The sequence below is a fragment of the Desulforhabdus sp. TSK genome (assembly GCF_022836495.1).
GTDB lineage: Bacteria > Desulfobacterota > Syntrophobacteria > Syntrophobacterales > Syntrophobacteraceae > Desulforhabdus.
Genome location: NZ_BQXM01000034.1, coordinates 1 through 22,215, shown reverse-complemented (window position 1 = coordinate 22,215; position 22,215 = coordinate 1). Strand labels below are relative to the sequence as shown.

The 22,215-nt window shown below is 54.3% G+C and carries 19 protein-coding genes and 1 rRNA gene; 1 reads left to right on the top strand and 19 read right to left on the bottom strand.

Features of this window, described 5'->3' with window-relative positions; translation table 11 throughout:
• Positions 1 to 302 precede the first annotated feature (302 nt).
• The 7 genes from MWC30_RS17150 to MWC30_RS17120 all read right to left on the bottom strand — a co-directional run bounded on the left by MWC30_RS17150 (position 303) and on the right by MWC30_RS17120 (position 9,387).
• Complete coding sequence (locus MWC30_RS17150) at positions 303 to 1,604, bottom strand: PhoH family protein (protein WP_244085427.1); 1,302 nt, start codon at positions 1,602 to 1,604, stop codon at positions 303 to 305.
• Positions 1,605 to 2,405: 801 nt separating this feature from the next.
• Positions 2,406 to 2,834: an arsenate reductase ArsC gene (locus MWC30_RS17145; RefSeq protein WP_256461272.1), complete on the bottom strand. Its 429-nt coding sequence runs from the start codon at positions 2,832 to 2,834 to the stop codon at positions 2,406 to 2,408.
• Between the two features lie 167 nt (positions 2,835 to 3,001).
• Positions 3,002 to 4,189, bottom strand: coding sequence for a methionine adenosyltransferase (gene metK / locus MWC30_RS17140; RefSeq protein WP_244085425.1), 1,188 nt, complete (start codon positions 4,187 to 4,189; stop codon positions 3,002 to 3,004).
• On the bottom strand, positions 4,186 to 7,164 hold the full coding sequence (locus tag MWC30_RS17135) for a cation-translocating P-type ATPase (RefSeq protein ID WP_368860876.1): 2,979 nt from the start codon (positions 7,162 to 7,164) through the stop codon (positions 4,186 to 4,188). The genes metK and MWC30_RS17135 overlap by 4 nt, the downstream gene beginning before the upstream one ends.
• A 165-nt stretch (positions 7,165 to 7,329) precedes the next feature.
• Positions 7,330 to 7,959, bottom strand: a complete 630-nt coding sequence (locus tag MWC30_RS17130; protein ID WP_244085423.1) for a hypothetical protein — start codon at positions 7,957 to 7,959, stop codon at positions 7,330 to 7,332.
• 132 nt (positions 7,960 to 8,091) lie between these two features.
• Positions 8,092 to 9,045 (bottom strand): hypothetical protein, encoded by a 954-nt coding sequence (locus tag MWC30_RS17125; protein ID WP_244085422.1) that lies wholly within the window; start codon positions 9,043 to 9,045, stop codon positions 8,092 to 8,094.
• Between the two features lie 60 nt (positions 9,046 to 9,105).
• The gene (locus tag MWC30_RS17120) at positions 9,106 to 9,387 is read right to left on the bottom strand and encodes a DUF5132 domain-containing protein (RefSeq protein ID WP_244085421.1); all 282 of its coding nucleotides are present in this window, start codon (positions 9,385 to 9,387) and stop codon (positions 9,106 to 9,108) included.
• A 327-nt stretch (positions 9,388 to 9,714) separates the two neighbouring features.
• Here MWC30_RS17120 and MWC30_RS17115 point away from each other — a divergent pair, with 327 nt between their 5' ends.
• Positions 9,715 to 10,038 (top strand): HMA2 domain-containing protein, encoded by a 324-nt coding sequence (locus MWC30_RS17115; RefSeq protein ID WP_244085420.1) that lies wholly within the window; start codon positions 9,715 to 9,717, stop codon positions 10,036 to 10,038.
• Positions 10,039 to 10,340: 302 nt separating this feature from the next.
• Here MWC30_RS17115 and MWC30_RS17110 read toward each other — a convergent pair whose 3' ends face one another.
• From MWC30_RS17110 to rrf, 12 genes are all read right to left on the bottom strand, one after another.
• Positions 10,341 to 10,580, bottom strand: a complete 240-nt coding sequence (locus tag MWC30_RS17110; protein ID WP_244085419.1) for a hypothetical protein — start codon at positions 10,578 to 10,580, stop codon at positions 10,341 to 10,343.
• A 575-nt stretch (positions 10,581 to 11,155) separates the two neighbouring features.
• Entirely contained in the window at positions 11,156 to 11,731 is a 576-nt protein-coding gene (locus tag MWC30_RS17105; RefSeq protein WP_244085418.1) for a hypothetical protein, read from the bottom strand.
• A 136-nt stretch (positions 11,732 to 11,867) separates the two neighbouring features.
• On the bottom strand, positions 11,868 to 12,239 hold the full coding sequence (locus tag MWC30_RS17100) for an HMA2 domain-containing protein (protein ID WP_244085417.1): 372 nt from the start codon (positions 12,237 to 12,239) through the stop codon (positions 11,868 to 11,870).
• Positions 12,236 to 12,502 carry an IS1 family transposase gene (locus MWC30_RS23070; RefSeq protein ID WP_368860879.1) on the bottom strand — a complete coding sequence of 89 codons (267 nt, stop codon included), beginning with the start codon at positions 12,500 to 12,502 and terminating at the stop codon, positions 12,236 to 12,238. The genes MWC30_RS17100 and MWC30_RS23070 overlap by 4 nt, the downstream gene beginning before the upstream one ends.
• Before the next feature lie 321 nt (positions 12,503 to 12,823).
• Entirely contained in the window at positions 12,824 to 13,285 is a 462-nt protein-coding gene (locus MWC30_RS17095) for a TraR/DksA C4-type zinc finger protein (RefSeq protein ID WP_244085416.1), read from the bottom strand.
• Positions 13,286 to 13,562: 277 nt separating this feature from the next.
• Complete coding sequence (locus MWC30_RS17090; protein WP_244085415.1) at positions 13,563 to 14,615, bottom strand: hypothetical protein; 1,053 nt, start codon at positions 14,613 to 14,615, stop codon at positions 13,563 to 13,565.
• A gap of 78 nt (positions 14,616 to 14,693) precedes the next feature.
• Positions 14,694 to 15,698, bottom strand: a complete 1,005-nt coding sequence (locus MWC30_RS17085) for a phosphatidylserine decarboxylase (RefSeq protein WP_368860878.1) — start codon at positions 15,696 to 15,698, stop codon at positions 14,694 to 14,696.
• Positions 15,658 to 18,138, bottom strand: coding sequence for a hypothetical protein (locus tag MWC30_RS17080; protein WP_244085413.1), 2,481 nt, complete (start codon positions 18,136 to 18,138; stop codon positions 15,658 to 15,660). Before MWC30_RS17080 ends, MWC30_RS17085 begins: the two co-directional genes overlap by 41 nt.
• A 542-nt stretch (positions 18,139 to 18,680) precedes the next feature.
• On the bottom strand, positions 18,681 to 19,649 hold the full coding sequence (pstA, locus tag MWC30_RS17075) for a phosphate ABC transporter permease PstA (RefSeq protein WP_244085412.1): 969 nt from the start codon (positions 19,647 to 19,649) through the stop codon (positions 18,681 to 18,683).
• Between the two features lie 34 nt (positions 19,650 to 19,683).
• The gene (pstC, locus tag MWC30_RS17070; protein ID WP_244085411.1) at positions 19,684 to 20,577 is read right to left on the bottom strand and encodes a phosphate ABC transporter permease subunit PstC; all 894 of its coding nucleotides are present in this window, start codon (positions 20,575 to 20,577) and stop codon (positions 19,684 to 19,686) included.
• Between the two features lie 226 nt (positions 20,578 to 20,803).
• The gene (locus tag MWC30_RS17065; RefSeq protein ID WP_368860877.1) at positions 20,804 to 21,622 is read right to left on the bottom strand and encodes a phosphate ABC transporter substrate-binding protein; all 819 of its coding nucleotides are present in this window, start codon (positions 21,620 to 21,622) and stop codon (positions 20,804 to 20,806) included.
• Positions 21,623 to 22,099: 477 nt separating this feature from the next.
• Positions 22,100 to 22,215: ribosomal RNA gene (rrf, locus tag MWC30_RS17060) — 5S ribosomal RNA — on the bottom strand; the annotation flags it as partial.

Sequence of the window (22,215 nt, the reverse complement as noted above, 5' to 3'; positions counted from 1 at the left end):
ACTCCGCATCTGCAGGAAGGCGGGAGGGGAATGAATGTCAACAGGTTAAATTGAATGTATGCTGTAATCATAAGGCCCGAGTGTGACTTGCTGATGACAGTCTTGTTAAGAATTGATGAACCTGCACTCGCAGATGACGACGATTAGATCAAAGCATACGGCAGGCGGTCGGTGGGCGCCGTCCCGCCATTTCCAAGGCGATGCAGCAAAGAGACCCTCTCACTTGGCCGAATCGCCCCGAAGCCATTGGATCTCACCATGGGGCTTCGAGTGGGCGTCCTTCCGGTGGGCTGTCCCGGTGGCTATAGCAGGGTCGCGCAGAGCTCCGCGACCCTGGAGCGCTCGCCCTTCACCAGGGTAATATGCCCTGTGATTTCCTCTCCCTTGAGCTTTTCCACCAGATAGGTCAGCCCGTTGCTGCTCTCGTCGAGGTAAGGATGATCGATTTGTTCGGGATCTCCCGTGAAAACGATCTTAGAGCCCTTTCCCACCCGCGTGATGAGCGTCTTGATCATATGGGGAGATAGATTTTGGGCTTCGTCGCAAAGGATATAGCTTTTCGGTATCGTTCTACCCCGAATGTAGGTGAGAGCTTCCAGTTCGACGAGTCCTCTTTGCAGCAATTCATTGACTTCTTCAGAGGGCTCAGAACAATCCTTCATGAGAAATTCCAGGTTGTCATATATAGGCTGCATCCATGGTCGCAGCTTATCTTCCTTTGTTCCCGGCAGGAAACCGAGATCATCCCCCATAGGAATCACGGGCCTCGTGATGAGCATACGATGGTAGATTTTCTGCTCGAGGACCTTTTCAAGCCCTGCGGCCAAGGCGAGGAGCGTTTTTCCCGTACCCGCGCGTCCCACAAGCGTTGCGACCTTGATGTCATCATTGAGCAGAAGTTCGAAGGCAAACCTCTGCTCTTTGTTCAAAGCCCTGACCCCCCAGTTGATGGAATCTCCATGCATCAGAGGCCACAGAGTGCCTCGAAAAAGCCGCGCCAGGGCGGACTGCGAGGGTCCACAGGGATTTGTCAGAATGAACATTTGGTTGGGATATCCTTGTCGTCCGTTCTCCATCCTGAGTTTCCCCTGTTGAAAAAATGCACTCATCTCCTCGGTCGAACAATAAAACTCCCCCACACCCGTGTGGAGCTGGTGATAATCCACTCGATCATTGTAAAAATCCTCAGCCGGAAGTCCGAAAACATCGGCCTTGATGCGCAGATTCAAATCCTTGGTCACCAGGATGACCAAATTCTTCCCTTCTTTCATTAGATTTGAGGCTACCGCCAAAATCCGATTGTCCGGTTTATGCGCCTCCAGTCCATCAGGATAGTCGATGAGATCCTGATGGTTGAGCTCTATGCGCAGCATTCCACCTCGAGGCAGGTTGACACCCTCGGAAAGGCAGCCTTGAGAGCGGAGCCCGTCGAGTATCTGGGAGGCGGTCCGAGCATTCCTGCCAACTTCATCCTGCCTCCTTTTCTGGTTGTCGATTTCTTCGATAACGGCCAGAGGAATCACCACCTCATTGTCTTGAAAAGCGAAAAGTGCATTGGGATTGTGCAGCAGGACATTGGTATCCAGGACATAAGTCTTAGTCATCTCGTCACGCCTCCCCGGCTAACGAATGAACCCCAAGTAGAATGACCCCGGTCCCTTCGGACGCACTTCGAAGTGCCTTGTTACTCATGCAGTCAAAGATCTTTTACTGTCTTTAAAGAAAACATTGAGCGGTGACGGAATCTTGAACGTTGGGTTACATTTTGACGACAGAAAATTGAGGACCCCGTAGGGTATCACTCCTTCCAGCGGCACCCCTCATTTGTCCAATACCCCCTTGACGGGTGACCACGTTATGCGTTGGCTTGGGTATAAATTGCTCCGCTGTATAGATGGACAAAAAACGATTCAAAGCCTCTGCTGGGTCACTCTGGGAGACCGCTGCAAATCGCCAGGCTCCAATGGAAGAACCCAACAGAAAGAGCGGTTCCATTCTGTGCTTGAACCACGAGGAGAAAAGGACGCGATCCAGGTTGTGAAGAACCAGCCACTTGGGGCCTCCTGCCGCGCCGACAACGATCCTGACCTGCTCCCGGCGGAGTCCATTTTTCCGGATGGTCTGGATGGCTTTCCTGCCGGCCAGGAAGACAAGATCATGAGACATGGAAATACCCCAGTATTAGGATTTTGATGTTCCAAGAGGCAATAGGAACGCTTTCACGAGTTCAGGATTTATTGAGATAAATCATGATAGCATGAACACAGAAAATCTAGAAGGGATTGCCCTACGGGCAGCCCGAAATGGCTGCTGGAAGGAGCAGACTGCAGGAAGAGAGTGGCCGTGAAGCAGAAGAGGGTACTCCCCCGCATAGAATGCAGATAAAGTAGATCAAGGTGATGGAATCAGGTGATTTCTTCGGCAAATGCCTTTACCCGAGCCCGAATGGAATCCCGAATCCGCCGGGCTCCCTCAAGCTTCTCTTCGGGAGTGCCCCTCAGTTCGGCCGGATCCGGAAAAGGCCAGTTCAGCCGTTTTCTGACGCCGGGGAAAATTGGGCATTTACCCTCGGACGATTCTTCGCACACCGTGATCACATAGTCGTAAAGTCTCCCTTCTTTGAAGAAGGAAAAGACACTGTTCGTCTCCTTTCCGCTGAGGTCAAAGCCGATCTCCTTCATGACCTCCATGACAAGAGGGTTGATTTCCGTAGGCTCAAAGCCTGCGCTTTCCGCATGAAACCGATTTTCAGTGTCGGCATTCATGAAAGTTTCAGCCATCTGGCTCCGCGCCGAGTTATGGACGCAGACGAATAGTACATGAATCCGGGGCATCTATTGCTCCTGCTGCTTTGGAACGAAGGCTCAACTCCACTGCCGAGGGCCAATCGACGTGCTCCCCCCCCTTTCTGGAAAGCGGGAAAGGAGAGGCTTTTGGGGCTGGCCCCCCTGTCTCGCATGCTTTAGGGAGTCTTGACGCCGAAACCCGCAGCCAATTCCATTCATTTCAGAAAGTCCACACGGTCTGTTCTCTCCCAGGGTAAGTCCATATCGGTGCGTCCCATGTGGCCGTAAGCGGCAAGGCGTTGATAGAATCCGTTGTGCATTCTTTGAGGCAACCGCCGCAGATCAAATTCCTTCATGATGCCGGCGAGGCGGAACTCGAAATGCTTCTCCAGGAGTCCTGCAAGGGCTTCGTCGGCTATCTTTCCTGTGCCAAAAGTCTCCACCTGGATGCTGGCTGGCCGCGAGCGCGTGACGGAATAACTCAGCTGCACTTCGCACTCTTCAGCCAGGCCCGCAGCCACGATGTTCTTGGCGGCGTGGCGAGCGGCGTATGCCGCCACGCGGTCAATGCGCAGCGGGTCTTTTCCGCTCAAAGCCGCTCCGCTGTGCCGGGCATATTCGCCATAAGTGTCGATGGCCGTTTTCCTTCCCGTCAGCCCCGAATGGACACTTGGGCCCCCTACGACGAAGGGCCCCTCGGGATTGATGAAGATCTCGGTATTGCGATCGGGTTTGATGGTTTCGTCCCTGAAAGCAGGGAGAACGACGCTCTCATAAATGGCATCCTGGAACTGCCTCAAAGTGGGTTCTTCAGGACGGGATTGACTTGCGGTTACCGTTATGCTGTGGATTCTATGGGGCTTTCGATTCCTGTACTCTATCCCCACATCGGTTTTTCCTTCGGGACAAAGGAAAGGAAGGACTTTGTCGCGACGGACCTGGGTGATTTGCCTCGAGAGTTTATGGGCCAGCCAGATGGGCAGAGGCATGAAGGCCGGGGTCTGGTCGCATGCGAAACCGAAGACCGTCACCTGGTTCCTGGCAGTCATCTTTTCGATGTCCTCGTCGGACATGAGCCTTTCGTCAACGCAGCAGGTTTCATCCCTGGGCAGCTCTTGAAGGCTTGTCAATATGCTGCAGGTCTTCGCATTGAACTCGTGCTGCTCGTAACCGATCTGACGGATGACCCGCCGGGCGATGTTTGGAAAGTCCACTACGGCATCCGACGTGAAGCGTGCCGCAATGAAGAGAATGGAGACTGAAACGGCGCATTCAGCGATGATCCTCGAGAGGGGATCGATCTCCAGGAAGTGATCGACGATGGCGTCACTGATTTGATCGCAGACTTTGTCCGGGTGCCCTTCGGTGACGGATTCGGAGGTGAACATGAAATCTTTTTTCATGAGAGGCCTTCCTGTGAGGGTGCTTTGGTCGCTTCATTGACGAGAAGGGGGAGAGCCGCGCTCGAGCCGATCCATACTGCGTCAACGAGGGTGATGGGAGTGAGCCCCAGGAGTCCTCTCAAACCGGGAACCACCATGGTCAGTACCTGCAGCCCCAGGGACGCGGAGAGGGCGACATTCAAGTATGGGTTGGCGGGCATTCTTTCCTTGGAGAAAATGGAATGGTGCTCCGATCGGCAACTGAAGGCATGCAGGAGCTGAGCCAGGGTCAGACTGTGAAATGCCAGGGTGCCGGCGTTGGCCCCCATTCCATACTTCGTGATCCCATATCCGTAGGTCGCGAGGGCGCCGGCACTCATCACCGCCGATTCCACCGTGAGTCTCTTGAAATCCGAGCCCGTAACGATGGGCTCCTCAGGGTTCCGGGGAGGGCGCTTCATGACGTCGGGCTCGGGCGGTTCCAGTGCCAGCGCCAGACCCGGAAAAATATCCGACAGGAGGTTGATCCAGAGCAGCTGCATGGCCGTAAGAGGATGTCCAAGCCCCACGGCCCCGGCGGCAAACATGACCATGATTTCACTGAAATTGGTGGACAGCAGGAAATGGAGCGCCTTCCGAATGTTGCTGTAAATGGTTCGACCATGGCTCACAGCCACGATCATGGTTTCCAGGTCGTCGTTTTCCAGCACGACATCGGCGACTTCCCGCGCGATGTCCGTTCCGGACTTTCCCAGGGCCACCCCCACATCCGCCGCTTTCAAGGCCGGCCCGTCGTTGATGCCGTCACCGGTCATGGCGACGACATGCCCCGCTCTCTGGAGTGCCTGAACGATTTGCAGCTTGTGGGCCGGACTCACCCGGGCAAACACATGGATGCGCCGTGAAAGGGACCGGAGGGCGTCTGCGTCCACATCGGCCAGGTGTGTCGAATCCATGATCTCCAAAGGGGCTTCCCTGCTGAGCTTGAGATCCCTCCCTATGGCATACGCCGTGGGGCTTTGATCTCCTGTGATCATGATCGTTTCGATCTTCGCCTCATGAAATCTTGCAATGAGATCTTTTACCCCTTCGCGAACAGGGTCCGCCATGCCGACCAGCCCCAGCCAGACCAGCCCACGGCTGGAATCGAAAGCTTTCTCGTCATCGGCTACGAGGGAGGCGAAGCCCAGCACTCTGAGGGCATCCCCCGCCATGCGTTCATTTTCAATGTCGATGCTTCGTCGGTCCTCGTCCGTCAGTGCTATTTTTTCTCCATCACACATGCGCCAGTCACACATGGCAAGAACCTCCAGTGGGCTCCCCTTTACGGCCACCAGTTTCCTTCCATCTTGACAACCGTGCAGTGTGCCCATGAAATGGCGGTCTTCAGCGCGGTGATTGGTCTTTAAAATTGGATACGACTCTCGCACCCGGCAGAGGTCGAAACCTGCCTTGAGAGCCATGTTGAGGAGGGCATTTTCCGTGGAGGAGCCTTGCAGTATGTACTCATTGCCCCTCTTGGCGATGTTGCTTTCACTGCAGAGGATGGCTACATGCAGGAGGTCCATGAGCTCCCGGCAGCTGGGGACGTCCAGGCATCCGTTTTCCCAGTTGAAGAGAGTATCGGAAACCTCGATGCGCTTATCGCCTGCGTAAACCCGCTGAGCGGTCATACGGTTCTGGGTGACGGTGCCAGTTTTGTCGAAACAGATTGTCTGGATGGCGCCGAGGGTTTCCACTGCGGACAGGTGGCGAATGAGGACTTTCTGGTTCTTCATTTTGTTGATGCCGATGGCCAGGGTGGTTGTGGCTACCGCCGTCAACCCTTCAGGCACGGCGGCAACAGCCAGGGCAATGGAGGCATTGAGCATGTAGAGCAGTCCCGAGCCGCGAGCGATGCCCATGAGAAAAACTGCACCGCAGATCGCCCCACTGATGGCGACGAGCTGGTTTCCGATTCTTGCCAGTTGTTTTTCAAGGGGTGTCTCCGGTGCCCCCGCATCCTCTACCAGGAGACGGAGCTGACCGAGCTCAGTCCCCCTTCCTGTAGCGACAACTACGGCCAACCCCTGGCCTCCGGTCACCAGCGTTCCCATGTAGAGCATGTTCAGGCGGTCCGCCAGGGGGGTGCTTTGCGCCAGGACCCGCTGGTGAGTCTTGGCTACCGGCAGGCTCTCTCCCGTGAGAGAAGATTCGTCCACCGTCAGGTTGCTGCTTTCAATCAGCCGGCTGTCGGCGGCAATGTACACACCCGGCTTCAGCTCGAGAAGATCTCCCAAAGCGACTTCTTCCATGCCGACTTCGGTGACGATGCCGTCCCGCACCACCTGCGCGCTCGGTCGGACCAGGGTCTTGAGGGATTCGATGGTCCTTTCAGCGTTGTCTTCGGTAACAAAGCCGATGGCCGCGTTGATGACCACGACCCCCATGATCACCAACGCATCGACAACGCCCCCCGTGGCCACGGAAATACCGGCGGAGACTCCGAGAAGCGCTACAGGAATGGACTTGAACTGGTCGATGAAGATGCTCCACCTGGACCTTCCTTCGGATTCCGGAAGTGTATTGAGACCATACTTCTGGAGATTCTCCGCGGCCGACTCGCGTGGCAATCCTGAAAAGATGGAGGTTCCCCACTCCTGCAGGATGGATTCGCAGTCCATGGCATGCCAGGGTTTGGGGCACGGTGCTTCCGTGCCCCACGGAGAGGGGAGGAGGCCCTTGATCCCTTTGTGGATGCTGCTTCCCTGGAACCCTTCCGAGAAGGGGCCTCCCACAGGAGAGGGGGGTGCCCCGGGGGATAGCTCGGGACGAGAATTTTCGCTTTCCCTGCAAGATCTCTTCGTCCGGTAATCCGAGACAATTTCCTCCAGCAGGGCTGCGATGGTCTGGACGGTATTGCCTGAGTTGTAATGAACCAGGACATTTCCCGTCACGCTGCTCGCTCGAGCACGCTTCACATCACTCAATCGAGACAGCTGTTCTTCCAAGAACATCTGGAGACTTTCTGAACGATAAAGCTCTTTGACCTTGTATCTGGCTCTGCCTTGGATGGAGCCATGGATTGCCTGAATCACGGGGTTCTACTCTCTTTGGGGTCCTGCCTGGTAAAGGGAATGCCCTCATGGGAGGATCAGTCCATGAACAGCCCGTGAGGGACGCTATTCCTTCTCTGTAGAATCCGACGTACCTTTCGCCTTGGGGAGGGCAGCGCTCGCAACATCCTTGACTCCTTCAACAGTGCCCAGCAGCACTCCCTTCACGGCCTTGACAGCCGATTCGCCAATGGCTCCGGCTGCTTCGATGGATCCACCGATGGCGGTCCTGGCGAGATCTTCGGCATTGGTGCCTATTTCTTTCCCCGCTTCGACTATCCCATCCACAGCCTTCTTTGCGACCTGTCCCACATCCGCACCCACACTGGAGGCAGCCTCCACCGCCCCCTGGGCTGTCTGTCGCGCCACAGAGAAAATATCACCCCCTACGTCGCTGACTCCCATGACAATGCCTTTGGCAACACTCTTGGTGCTCATGAGGAGCCCCGTGCCCACGTCTTCCGTGGCAGAGACAGCCCCCTTGATGACACCTTTGGCGACGTTGACTGCTTCCGTCGCCACGGACCCGGTCGCCTTGAGGGCGTCGGAAACGACATTCCGGGCCAGATCCACAACCCCCACCTCGATTTCGTTCAGCGCCTTGAGGCTGCTCAAAATCCCCACCTTGAGTGCCTTCCCCGCCTTCTCCACACTTTCTCCAATGCCGGCACTGCTGCTGGTTTCCATGTCCGTCATATCGACTCCTTTCCTGTCTGCTGCATGGTGATCCACGTATTCCCGTCCGCCGGGCACACTCTATCTGCCGACCGTTACAGTCTGGTGACAGAAGGACCTTCCGGATCAGATGATGACTTTCGCTGCGATGTTCTAAGATGTTTCTTCGGGACCGGCGGTCTCCGAACGTTCCGTTTTGGGATGCACCTTCTTCTCGCGGGAGGTGGCTTTTTTCGCGTGAGTTGAACGAGCGGGTGAGGGGGGATGGGATGCAGTGATTGCCGGCTCAACCGATTCGTCGGAAGCTTCTACCGTGACCGTTGGAGCCTCTCCCTCTGCCGGCTCTGCCGGGAAGGCTTCTTCCTGTGGAACATCGATGATCTTTACGGTGCCAGGAGGCTGCGCTTCAATTCGGAACGTTTGCGCATTACCGGTCGGGTTTTGTGGCTCCTGGGCCGGTGTTGCGGAACCGGTGGTCAGCAGGGGAGTACCCCGTGCCTCGACGGGCATTGTCCCGGGAAGAACGGCGCATACCACCTCTTTGCAGCCGAGTACTGTGGCTATGAGAAGGTCCCTTGTCACATGGATGGTCGTTCCGACGGTCAATGCGGCTGCATCGATCCCTCCTGTGGCCAGCGTTTTGGCGGTGTCCTCCGCATTCCGGCAGAGGTCTCGCGTCGTCTTCAAACTGAAGTTGGCCGCAGCTGCAGCCATACCTCCCACACCCGATCCAACTTGAGCCACTCCATGGATTACTCCATGTACAGTACGGCCGGACACGGACAAGATTTCACCGCCCACCATGGACAGTCCGCCGATAAAGCCTTTTGCCAGAGTGCTTACCGACCCTATGACCCCGCCACTGACTTCTTCAACTGCTGAAAAAGTCTCTTTGAGCAGGTCCCGGGTCAACTCCACTCCTTCCAAAGATATGGAGCCCGCTGTGCGAAGCAAACCTGTTAGAGAGCTTTGTACCGTTACCATGACTTCATGCTCGACCTCGCCCACGCCTCTGACTGTCCCCAGAAGACTTTCCTTAAGCATACTGGCCCTTTCAGCGGCGGGCTGCACTGCCTCCAAGCTGTTCGAGTCCGTAAATTCCGTCATTACACACCTCCCCGCAGGTTTCATGGATGTCCTGCGACACGGTCTTTTTTGTCGACAGCCTCAAGCTGTCCCAGAGTCCCCGGAGACCTTTGTGGGTTCTATCGCCTGCTCCTTCATCAGCTCGGCCTTCGCTTCCGCGGCAATGTCTTCCAGCACCTCGGCCGTTTCGGCAATGGCCTCCCTTCCTTTCTCGAAGAGGATGATCCCTCCCTTGATGGTGGCTTTGATGAGAGGTTTCACAACACTTCCGACTATGGGAAGGACGATGGGGGCCAAAATCAGTGCCCCAATTCCCACTGCGACACCGGTTCCCATTTTTATGCCGTTGTCAAATAGCGCCATAATCAATCTCCTGTTTCAGCGAACTAGTCTAAATCTCAAAATATCTATTAAAATATAAATAAGACATCATTTAAGTGGATTCTCAGCGAAATTCTATAGATCTAGTGCAGTTAATTTGATGATAGAGTTGTTTTTAGAGAGTGTCACGATTTTTTTTCATTACTTACCTACTCAGTCAGCCTAGGTGCCGAATGATTTATGTCCATTTACACTAGAAGGACATTATGTTAAAAAATAAAATAATCATTGAAGGAATAATAAGTGTTCCTATTTGCTGAATGTGATCATCAAGCAGAACGACTATTGACTGCCGTGAGGGAGCTCATAATGAAATCATGTAACCCTATCATTGTAGAAGATCTGATCCGGTTGGCACCTCATACTGAAGTGGTACACCATATTCCAGGAAGAGTAAGAATCAAGATTTTGCCTTCTGGTTTCAAAATGGCTCAAGAGATGGATATGGACGCAATGATTCAGCACATCCCCGGCATCTCACAAATTCGAGTCAACCCTGTTGCACGTTCATTGGTCATTGAATACGATAAGAATCGGCTGCCTTATGATCTATGGGAGAAAATGAGGCAGTTGAGGCACAATCCCGGGGTGGAGATGGAAATCCGGGCACGCCTGCAGAACGTGTGCATTTGAAGGAGATACAGTGCTCGCCGAGCAATCCAAAAAACGGCATGCATCTCTCAGTGCCCAATGGCGTTAACTGAACGTCACCCCGGTGAAAACCATGGTCCAGAAAGCCTTTATTTACCTGAATTCCGGCTTTCGCCAGAACAACGAGCAAACGCATTTTCAGACAGTTGCTAAGTCGGCGACATCGCCGCCAGGGCCTCACCAGTGAGGCTCCATTCCCAGTCCATGATCCCTTCCTGTGTTTCTGCAAAATCCCGGCATGGCAGCCGCCAGGAGTCGATCGCGACAACTCCGTGGGCACTCTTTTAGCGGGATTCCAAACACTCTCGCGGGTATTTCAGCGCGACCCAGTCTCCACAAGCAAAGCCTCGCCCGTACTCCTTAAAGAACGGGTGCTCCGCAGGCTCGCCGTAGCTCCATCCACCGGGCGTGCTTCCTGCAAACTCCTCATAGGCGGCGACGACAGCCTTGTCCGGAGGCAAATCATAGGTGAGGACGCGATCATCAAAGAGGTTGATGACAATGGTTTCCTTTTTCTGATTCATTTTCTCAGCTCCCTGTCAGACGAGAAGAAGACGGCCTCGACAGACGTGAAAACCTCGCTTCAAGCCTGCGACAGTACAAAGTTTTCCTGTGCAATGGATGGATTTCGATTGGATGTTTTGCGTCGTGAATCGAAAATGAAAGCATGTTTGAGAAAATTCTCCTCGGCGCAAAGGAAAGATCCGGCAATGCGGCATCGACCGGTTCTGCTCCGCTCACTTCTCATTCAAGTTGCACGTAAGATACACACCAAATGTGTCATTGCTGTTACAAGATGAAAATTTTCATGACCCGGTAAACATCGATAACTCAACACTTCGATATCAATATGAAAAGTTGGATTCCATATTTCTCTCGCTCATGATTTCGAAGATGACGCGGGGCTGGGGATCTTGGAAGAGCGTTCAGAAATGGGTTTTGTTCATGCATAAAGGCCTCCCTGGAAGGGTGCCTTGCAGCGTTTGGGTGAACCATGGGGGTGAAAAACATAAGATAGAACAGCACACAAGAAAGCTCGAGTGATGCGAGGGGTTCCAAATGTGAAGGGGGGGTCGCAAAAGATCCGTGGAGACCTCCTTTATTGGGGTGTAGCAGGGGCGGGAAATGGGGTGGAGGAAGCCGGGAGCTCCTCCTTCCTTTCGGAATAGAATTGGATGGCTGCCTCGCCCAACATTTTCGAGACGCAGGAAGCGGTCAATCCTGCTGCAGGCAGGGAGTAAAGTGGATGGACATCCAGGAGATGCACCAGGAACGGAACGCCCACGGCCAATCCCGTGGCGGCGACCACGGCAGCCATTTCCGGGACGCGTGCAGCGTCCTCGATATCCCTGCCATGGAGAAGCGCAATCTCCAGGATTAGGTAAAGGTGCATGCGCGTGATGACGGAAGCTCCTCCTACGAGGCCCAGCAACTGCAATGTCTGACCCAATCCCGGAATCAGCATGGGAAGGTGCAGCAGCGAGCCGCCCAAAAATGAGAGACTGGTCTGAGCGTCAATGAGGCGTCGGGCTCTTTCCTCGACCGTCTCTTCCGGGAAGCTTTCATTGACGGCATCCACGACTTTGCGTATTCGGTTCTTGCGGACTCGCAGGAAAAAATATAGGAACTGGTCAACGAGCAGATTTTCCTGGTGAACTGCCTTTTCATTGTCCATCGCACCACTCCAAAAGACGGACCGGGTCAGACGAGCCCATGCCGACGGGGGCTCTTGCCTAAAGTCTTTGTGTCCAAGACTTACAATAAGAATTCTGACATGTAAAGGGCCGAGAGTCCGACACGGGATGTCTCCCCTAGAGAATGACCGCCAGGAGGGAGAGAGGCGTGCCGTCAAAAACCCTGTCAACGACCAGTCCCAGAATCGCTTTGCTGAGCCACTTTCCACCTTTTGAAAACGAATCTTCAATCACCTGTTCGTTTGTGACGGCCTTGGATGGATCAAAATGTCCTCCCACGCGAAGCAATTCCAGGATTTCTTTTTTGCTGGCAACGCTCGTATCGTAATTGATCACGACACTACCGGTGGTCTGGTTTGATGCTACCGACAGGACCCCTTTTTTGCTGCTCAGGAGACCTTCGACCTGAAGGGCTTTCACTGGATTGCCCTTGACGGATGGAGTTTTTACACGCAGTCGTCCAGGCACATCGTGAACGTAGTAGCTCATAGAATCTCCCTTTCTTTCACCTTCAAATAAGTTCTGCATTTGGGATAATTTGAGCATCTATACCTCATGAATCCCTTTTCTTGCTTATAAACGTGCATCGCCCTGCCGCATGCAGGACACAGGGGCCTTTCATGCGGTTGGTGTTTCACCGAATTCTCAGTGAACTGCCTGCCACAGCTCAGGCACAGATACCGTTGCATGCCGCCTTTAGTCTTGCCATAGCGATAGACGGTATCTAGAAGACACTTCGGGCACTGCGGCATTACCATTGAGCCTCCCATCCCTCATAGGATTGTTGAAATATAGGGGATGGTTTTTCCATTTCTGTGAAGAAAAGGTTACAAGTCGGTGACACATACCCATCCAAGGAAACAGCCAAGAAAATTTTGGAGCGGTTTTTGATACTGTCTCCTGACGGCAACGTTGGGGAGATGGCGGGTCTCAAGAGAGGTTACAGGGTCCATGGCCATGGTCGCCGCTCCTGGCAGATGTGTTCAAAGACGTTTGACACGGTCGGGCGACAGCGCCACCATACGGGATGATCTACGCCGTTCTGAGTTTTCCCAGCATATTTCCGCGTTATTCTATCCATTAGTAAGCTCTTGAAGCTTTGAAAGCGCTATTCTACTGGAAAACGGGTTCGCCCCTCCCCGGGTCTCCAAGGGCCAGGGGGGCTTCCATCCGCGCGTTTTTCCCAGCTTGCGCCGTTCAGCGTTTTCCAGCTCCTTCTTACAGTGGACGCAAACCCGGGTCATGGGCTGTGCCTTGAGACGTTCCACGCCGATATCGTCGCCGCATTCCTCACACACACCGTAATCCCCTCTTTCAATGCGTTGCAGGGCTTGTTTGATTTCATAGATGAACTGGTGATTGCGCTGCTGCATGTGCAAAGTAAAATCTTCTTGATAGCGTGCAGAAGCGAGATCCGCCTCGTCCATTGGGTCACGGCCGCCGACACATTCAGCCCATTTAGAGTCGCTGCGATGGTTCCCTGACAGATAGTCCTGCAAACGGTCTCTCAGAGCCTCACTAAAATAGTTCAGCATTGCTTCTCCTCCTGTTCAGATGTATTTGGCGACTTACTGGACCTCCATGATTTTTTGTCTTTCATAATGGGTAGGATGGCGAAGTCATGTGACGGATTGTTTCCAGACAGGTTAAATTATGGTGAACAACTTAGACTGTCCGCCACTCGTTTCCTCATTCCGGCAGTCCTTCAGCCGGAATCCACAGGGGAAAAAACTGGATGCCGGCTTGAAAACTGCCGGCATGACGCGGACCGAAATGGGTCATCTTAATCTGTGGAAGTTTACTGAGCGTTCTTCAAATTCTGTCTTCATGGACATGGAAAGTCAGGATCGAGCCCGTAACCATGCTGCGGCCTGTGTAGAAGAGTACGGCAACCCAGAGAGTCTGCAAAAAGAGAATCATGCCCGGATGCCAGAGAACTCGGAGTCCCGTGAGGATTTCGGGGGGCGGAATGGCAGGGGTTTTGATCAGGAGTGGCAGGCAAAGGGCGTACAACATGGAAAAAATGCTCATGAATTGATAGCGGGTCACCTTTCCGCTCCCCCGGTAGTCGAAGCGAAGGAGTTCGGAGATGGATCGCCAAGCCTGGGTGCCCAAGAGGGGCAGCAGGAACGCAGCGAGGAAATGGGAGGTGAGAAACAGCACAATACCAGCCAGTCCTACTGCCACATAGAGGCAGGAGGTGACAGCCTGGATGGGAAAAACCTTTTGCCCTTCCAAGCCGCCTGCGTAGGCGACTTTCTTGGTTTTCCCCCAAAAGGTGAAGGTGTAGCCCGAAAAAATTTTCCTCAAGACGGGCTGGCAATCAGACAAGGCTTTGCCATAGCAGCAGCCGAAGCTCACGCAGGCCAGGCGCCCCAGTCCCTCCCCCAGGGCATAGGCGATGGAAAATGCCGCCAGGGCAGGCAGAACGGGAAGGGAGGGCAGCAAGAATTTCTCCATGGCGGAGTTCAGGAAAAAAATCATCCACGGAGCCGCTACGATTCCTATGAACGAGGCACCTGCCACTGTGAACGTGTAAGATTTCCTTTCCACCCACTTCGCCACAAGCCTGGATGCGGGCATACATAGCGCCAGCAGGGCCGTCACTATCGTAAACACCGCGCTCTTGGGCACCTGGATAGATCCCAGGAGAAGAAACACCATGGCCACAGCAGCGCTATAGGCCATGGCGTTGAAAAAGCCGTAGTAGGTGAGGTTGATACCCGTCCAGCGACCATCAGGCGTTTTAATTTGCGGCACTGCCGCCATGATCTGCCAGCGTTCTCCCGGCAGAGCGATGAATCCCCATATGAGCACCAGAGCAAAACTGATCGCCAGGGCGATCACAAATATTGAATTGGCCATGTATCCATTCCTCCTTTATTTCAGATGGCATAGCGTCAGAGCAGGACAATGACTGCCGGTTCTCTTTACCGCGCAGACTCATATGATTTCTGCGATGCACGAGCGCACCAACACCTCGGTCTCTACCAGGGGACGGCCGAAACCGAGGGAAAACCGGCTCTCCACGCCCGGCGCACGAAGGTTTCGGACGAGATCTGATGCAAAGGCCACGCGCCCCGACTGGAAAATCAATACGTCAGTGCTGCTGCCCGGGCGATAGAGGCTCTTGGGACAGCCTTTGCGAAGGAACATGCCAGGTCGAACCGGCTGGGGGGCGTCATAGCGTGTTTCGCTGTAGCACTGGACCACATCCCCCACCATGAGGGCCACGATTTCGATCATCGCCACCATCCCCGCCTCCGAACCGCCAGGAACGTTTGTATCCAGGATGGTCACCACGCGTTTGTTTTTGGAGTAAGGATTGATCGCTGCCACAACAGCCGAAGGATTGCAGGAGTTGTAGGTTCCAGAAATCTCATAGATGTCCAACACCTTTCCTGAAACGGGTGCATGGTTATAGTGGTATTTTTCCGGTGTCAAACGGAATACCGCAAAGTCCCCGCCTTGAAAGGCATTCAGCCATTTTTGTTTGTTCGTTCCCAGAAGTTCCTCATAATCGAAAAATTTTTCCTTCAGGAAGAGGCTGGAGGACGAATGGAACGAGCCCACCAGAACCCTTGCATCGGCCGGTGAGGCTACCGTGCGGGAGGCTTTGGGCATTGGGCGGCATTCCCAGTAGCGTATTTTCCGTTCGAAAATTTCACGCATGGTTTTGAAGTGCCGAAAATTTTCGAGGCATTCGTTGAAATCGATTCCCGCTTCCTGGAGGAATTTCGAATAGCCCGGAACTCTTCCACCCAGTGAAAAATCATAATGGATATAACCGAGAAAGGCTGAAAAGCGTGCACTTGTCAACGCCCGGAACAGCGTCTGTCCGTTTTCCCGCTCTCTGCCGTACAAACGCCGAATAATCCTGTCGCCGTAAAGTTGCTCGCTGCGTACCTTACCCGTTTGCCGCTCGATGTATTGGTGCTTCATGCCCATGATCTCCCGAGCTTTCATTCAGGGCTGCCTTTGCCCCCTGGATTTCGAAGTGAATGCACGTCAGCACCAGATGAATAAGCTGCCGCAACTCAGCTAGTGTGATGGTTCCTTCCAGAACATCTTGTTTAACCATACGGAAAAATCGCAGGGGGTCTTCGCACCCCACGGCATGGAACAATTCCTTAGGGAAAGGCGCCCCCCTGGAAAAAAACGCGCCTTCGGAGTTTTCAAGATCTGCTTCCAGTGAATCCAGTGCTTCACGAGTCTGCCTGATCCTGAGATCATTCCGGTAGAACCTTTCCGCCTCCTGATTGAATTCCCTTCCCTTCATGCGCAGGACTTCCTGACTGTCCCTATCTCCGAGAATACCTCGAGTGATTTTTCCCCCCGCGGAATGACGTTCCGGATCATCGAGCCTGAACTCTAAATCCCGGAGAATGTCTTTCAGGTCGAGCATCTCCACCAAGTCGGTCGCATCCTGACGGAGGATCCGAAGCAGGGCCTTACGGTATTCCAGGCTGTAAACCCTCCAGTAGCCGGGGTAGCGCCGACTGGCACGCACGTGGAATGTTTCTCTCAAAATCCGCTTGAGAAGAGCGTTCCGGCTCTTCAGACTCACGTAAAAGGTGGGAATGCCGATGGCCGCACCGAAGAAAATCTGCCTTCGCTCGCTTTCCACAAAGGGTTGGTCAGGAATATCCTCATGCTCCAGTTTCCCCTGAGCGATGTATTTGAAGGCCAGGGCTGTGACGAGAAGCTGGAGATCGACGGCCGGCCCCATATCTCCACTGTGGCTTTCAAAGAGGCTGTGAATACGCATCTCAAAGCCGCTGAAGCCCATGACATGATATTCCCTCAACCGGACCAGCTGGTAGAGAGCCATTTTGCAATTGAAAACCCCAAGATGCGCTAAATCCTGCTTCAACCGTTCACCGTTGCCCACCTGCCCGTCCAAGGCTGGGCTGCGCTCGGTGCTCATGAGGGCCACGAAGTAATCGACGAGACGGAAGTCCGGCAGAAAATCCCCCTTCAAACCGAACAGAGCGCTCAAAATACGGTCAAACCATCGGGGGCCGAAGGGAGTGATGGGGTGTCCAAAGATTTTCGTACTCGCCTTCTTCCTCCACCGCCTCCAGATCATGCGCAGATGCGTGTAATCGAGTTCATGGGGCAAAAATCCGAGAAGCTTTTCAGGGTGAAAATCCCAGAAATCCACTCGGTACGGCGCAGCGCTGTAGGTTCCTGCGAACAGGGGCAGAAAATGCTCCGTGAACTTGATGACCAGGTCTCCCAGGTACTTTTCTTCCACCCGTGTAAATCCGGAAGAAGAGTCATTCAGGCAGCGCGTAAGCTTGCGGCTGCCGAGACTCACATGAGTCCCGTTGTTGGCCAGGCTGATATTGGAGGTGTTGGGCAAGACCACCAGGTTCCGGTTGATGATGCCCGCCTCCCTCAGCTTTGCCACTCCATTCAACTGGCTGCGGCTCAGGACCTCATGGCACAATCCCATATACTGGTGCTTTTCCTCACCTTTGCACCATCCCGACAGGCACGGACTCATGAAAAGCTCCCTGTAATAGGCATCGGAAATGCAATCGTTGAGCTCTTTCTGGCGTATGGGCGGATGAGGAGCCGAATAGATCATCGCTTCCTGACCGGTGGCTCGAAGCTGGAAGACTTCGTTGGCATGGAGCATCAGGAGCTGCGTGAGGAGAAAGCGCCGGGCTGTTTCACGTGCAAGGGCCTGCCCCATGCCTGTTTCGGGGCACAGGGGCACGACATAAAAGGAAAACGTCTCGGGGGAGCTGTTGTCACTCAAGAAATGATTCAGTAAATATTCGCCGGTCTGCCGGACCACTGCGGGAAGAGACCTTTCGCCTCCCAGAATGTCGGCCAGAGACAGCTTCAGAAGATAGCTGACGGGGATGCGAATGGTTTCCTCTCCCCGCTGGTGGAAAATGAACCGGCCGGCATCCGAACGCAACCCACTCTGAGGCCTGCTTTTATCGGCCAGAAGATCCAGGTCCAGGATCCTTTTTGCATAGGAACTGAGGCGACGTACGGGAAAACGCACCCAACTGTTCTCCCAGACTCCCTCAGCATTGCCGGCGAGCCACCGTTCCAGGTCCGTAACCGCTTTCCTCGGTGCTTCACCCGAAGTGATCCTCTTAATGATATTAGCGAAATAATTCGACTGCTCGATGGTGATCGGCAAATCCACATCCATGCGCCTGCCTTTGACAATCGCCTGGAGCTCGCTTTCAGAACCTGCCGTGGTATCGTGCAGCATAAAGGGGAGGGAATGGATCCATCCCTCCTTTGCATGGGTATCGATATCGAGTTGTCTGGCGATACAGGATAGGGACGGCAGGGGTGAATCTGCCGACCGTCCAGGAACCAGAACCGGCGTATTGGGAGAAGACTTTTCCATCGGGTTCATTCAAATTTTTCCTCGGCAATTTGAGTAATGGACAGCTTGAACGTCAAGTGCTTTGATGATGCAACGCACTGCCACACTGCGTTTACCTCAAGCCTCGAGAAGTATTATGAGAAGCCAATGTGACGGATTGTTTTCGGGGCGGTGAACATGATGTGAAATTCAAGGAAATGAGGAATTTTCCCGGGACCGGACGGAAAAGCCCGGTGGACGGGACCTCTGGAGGAATGCCGAATGCTTTTTATTCTTTTGGAGGTTGAAAAACTTCATTTTCACGCGGAGACGCGGAGAGCCCGGGGAAAAGCGAGTGGCAACAGGCGCTGCGCCCTCCGCATCTCCGCGCCTCCGCGTGAGTCAAGAAAGGCAGCTTTTCAAGCTGAACGCGTATAGTCGCCAAGCTGAAAGGCAGAACGTCTCGATGGCATTCTCGATGCCGTGGACTTCAAAGGCCATGGCCGGGACACCATAAACAAAAAAACCGCCGGGTAATTCTCCGTTACCCGGCGGTTCTCTAAAATCCGTCTGCGCTTGCCCCGCTGCTTTTTTCAGTGTCTTCGCTGCAATCGTGCCCGGTAGATGATGGCGATGAGGTTCATCCCAAATACGAGGGAAATCAAAACAAGCGCTGTTCCGTATTGGAGAGGACGAGTCGCTTCGATTTCAGTACCGGCTGTCGCCAGCACGTAGACATGGTAAGGCAGGGCCATGACCGGATCGAAAATGGATGAGGGCATGTTGGGCGTAAAAAACACCGCGGCGGTGAACATGATGGCGGCGGTTTCCCCCGCCGCCCGACTGATGCCGAGAATGGAGCCCGTAAGCATCCCTGGAAAAGCTGCCGGCAAAACCACCCGGAAAATGGTCTGCCATTTGGTCGCCCCCAGCCCCAGCGAAGCCTCCCGGTAGGTGGAAGGAACCGACCTCAAGGCCTCTTCGGCCGTGCCGATGATGACGGGAAGAATCAGCGCACCCAGAGTGAGCACGCCCGACAACACGCTCACCCCCATCTTGCACCACGTCACGAAGAAAGTCAGCCCGAAGAGGCCGAACACCACCGAAGGAACGCCTGCCAGGTTGTTGATTCCCAGTCGAATGACGCGCATGGCAACACCCGGGCGGGCATATTCATGCAGGTAGATGGCCGTCGCCACTCCCCAGGGGAACGCAACGACCATGGCGCCAAAGCTCAGCAGGAAGGTGCCCATGATGCAGGGGAAAATCCCCCCTTTCGTCATGGACGCCATGGGCGCTTCCGTCAGGAAGGTCCAATTGATCGCCCGCCACCCGTTGAAGACAAGAAATCCCACAACCAGGGCAAGAGCCAGGCCATTGACGACGGCAGCGCAGCTGAACAGGCTGAACACGCCTTTTTGCACGATATGCCGCTTGCGGACGCGGTTTTGATATTCCCGATCCTCAGCCGTATGCTTTGCATCGTTTCGGGGGCTGCCGGCACCGGTTTGCATGGGCAATTCCCCCTGCGCCGCACTGTCGGGTACCTTCAATCCATCCATGGAGCTTATCCTCTCTGACAGTGGAGATTGGTGTCTACAAAGTGGCCGCTCCCACCTGCTTATGCTTCTGGGCTACATAGTCCGCTATCAGGTTAAAAAACAGCGTGAATAAGAACAGCACGATGCCGATGGCGAACAGAGCATGATAGTGATCCCCGCGAAAGGGGGCTTCCGCCATCTCGGCGGCAATACTGGACGGCATGGGTCTCACGGGGTCGAATATGGATGTGGGGACCATCCCGGCCCCACCCGCAACCATCAAAACCACCATGGTCTCCCCGATGGCTCTCGACATTCCCAGGATGACCGCCGTACTGATACCCGACAGGGAGGCAGGAAAGATCACGCGAAAAACCGTCTCCCAGTGTGTGGCACCCAATGCCAGCGACGCTTCCTTCAAATCCATGGGCACGCTGTGGATAGCATCTTCGGAAATGCTGCAGATGGTGGGGACCGACATGAAGGCCAGCATGAGGGACGCATTGAAAAGATTGAGCCCCGTGGCAAGATTGAAAGTATCCTGAAGGAAGGGGGCGACGACAACCATTCCGAAAAAACCGATGACCACCGACGGCAAGGCTGCCAGAAGCTCCACGACAGGCTTGGCGATTTCACGAAAGCGCACCGGCGCAACTTCCGCAAGGTAGAATGCCGTCATGATCCCGAGAGGCACTGAAATCAGCGCGGAAAGGAGGGTCACTGCGACAGAGGCGGCTAGAAGGGGGAAAATTCCAAAATCCGGCGGAGACGCAGTAGGATACCATTCATGCCCGAACAAAAAGCGATACGCGGACAATTTCTTGAAGATGGGAAGACCTTCGGCAAACAGAAATACCATGATCATGAAAAGGACCAGAATGGAAGTCAACGCGGTCAAGAAGAAGACACAACGAATGATTTGCTCTCGGATTTGACGCTGTTTCACCATTCTTCTGTTTGAACCTCTCTGGGATCTCTCCGGCAGCCTCCGTCCCTCGTTCTCACGGGATACTGCTGGTCTTGCTCCGGGAGCACTGCCGGGGCAGAGCCACTATGGGGGGAAAGGAGCCTTCGCGCCGGAAGCGGGAAGTCGGCGAAATGGTTAGAGACCGCTGCCCCGTTGAGAAGGAGCCCGGCCCTTCCACCATTCGCCAACACCCCGGTTGATTCAAAGATCAATGCAAGGGGACAAAGCCTGCCTCTTTGACGAGCTTCTGTCCCTGCTGCGGATTTATGACATAGTTGATAAAATTCAGTGTGTCTCCGCTGGGCCAGCCTCGGGTGAACATGAAAAGAGGCCTGGAAATGGGGTATTTCCCGTTCAAGGTCGTTTCCTCATTCCCGACGATTCCATTGACACTGAGTGCCTTCACGTTCTTGTCGACATATCCGATTCCAAGATACCCGATGGCATTCTTGTTCTTGGAGATGGCCTGAGAGACCGCTCCGCTGGAAGCCTGAAGGAGTGCACCGGCGAAAACCCGTTCCTTCTTCATAACTTTATCTTCCCATACTTCATAGGTGCCCGACGAGGTATCCCTGGAGATGACCACGATGGGACGATCGGGTCCACCGAGCTCCTTCCAGTTCTTCACGTCACCCTTAAAGATGGATTTCAGCTGCTCCAGGGAAAGATCACCGACCGTATTGTCCGGGCTCACCACCGGGACGATGCAGTCGTAGGCAATGGCAAAGGGGACGGGATAACTTCCCTTTTCGACAGCGAGCTTGACCTCTTCATCCTTGATGAAGCGCGAGCTGTTGGCAATATTCGTCGTTCCGTCGATGATGGCCTTGATGCCGTCACCGGAGCCTCCGCCGGAAACCGAAATGCTGACATCGGGATGCACCTTCATGTAAGCTTCCGCCACCTTCTGTGCGATGGGAAGTACTGTCGTGGAGCCATTGATCTGGAGTGATCCGGCAAGAGCACTGTTGACGGCCACAAAGCCCACAAGGGCTGCCACCAAAACAATCCATTTGAACTTCGACATCATGAACCTCCTGTAATTGAGTTTGCTTCCTTTAACGTTCGCATCCAATGTGACACATTCATTACGACTCATCGGCGCCGTATAGGAGGCATACTATTCACATTCTGTTACGGTTCTGTGACGAATCATGGCAATTTGCGTGACAAACGGGGAAAAAAGGAAGCCACCTTCCGGAGAAGGTGGCCTGTAAGGACGGGAAAAGAACACGGAAAATAGAAAGGAGGGAATGGGATGCAGGCGAGAGGCAACCCATCGGCATCCATCGCTGGGGGTAGCAGGTTGAATTTGCACACCCTGCGGGGTGCAGCCATACTTGCGGCAACAATGGTGCGTAAAACGCAGCCTACCTGTGAAGGCACGCAGGACGGATTTTTATTTCATGTGTCACACGCGTTTGAGAGGAGACGGAGATTCCAGAAGGAGAGGTCACGGTAAATCGAGGGACGGAAAATTCTTACAAAAGGGTAAAAAGGGATGGGGCGGCGGCGCCCTACTCTCCCACGCAGTCACCCACGCAGTACCATCGGCGCAGAGGAGCTTAACGACCGTGTTCGGGATGGGAACGGGTGTGACCTCCTCGCTGTAGCCACCGC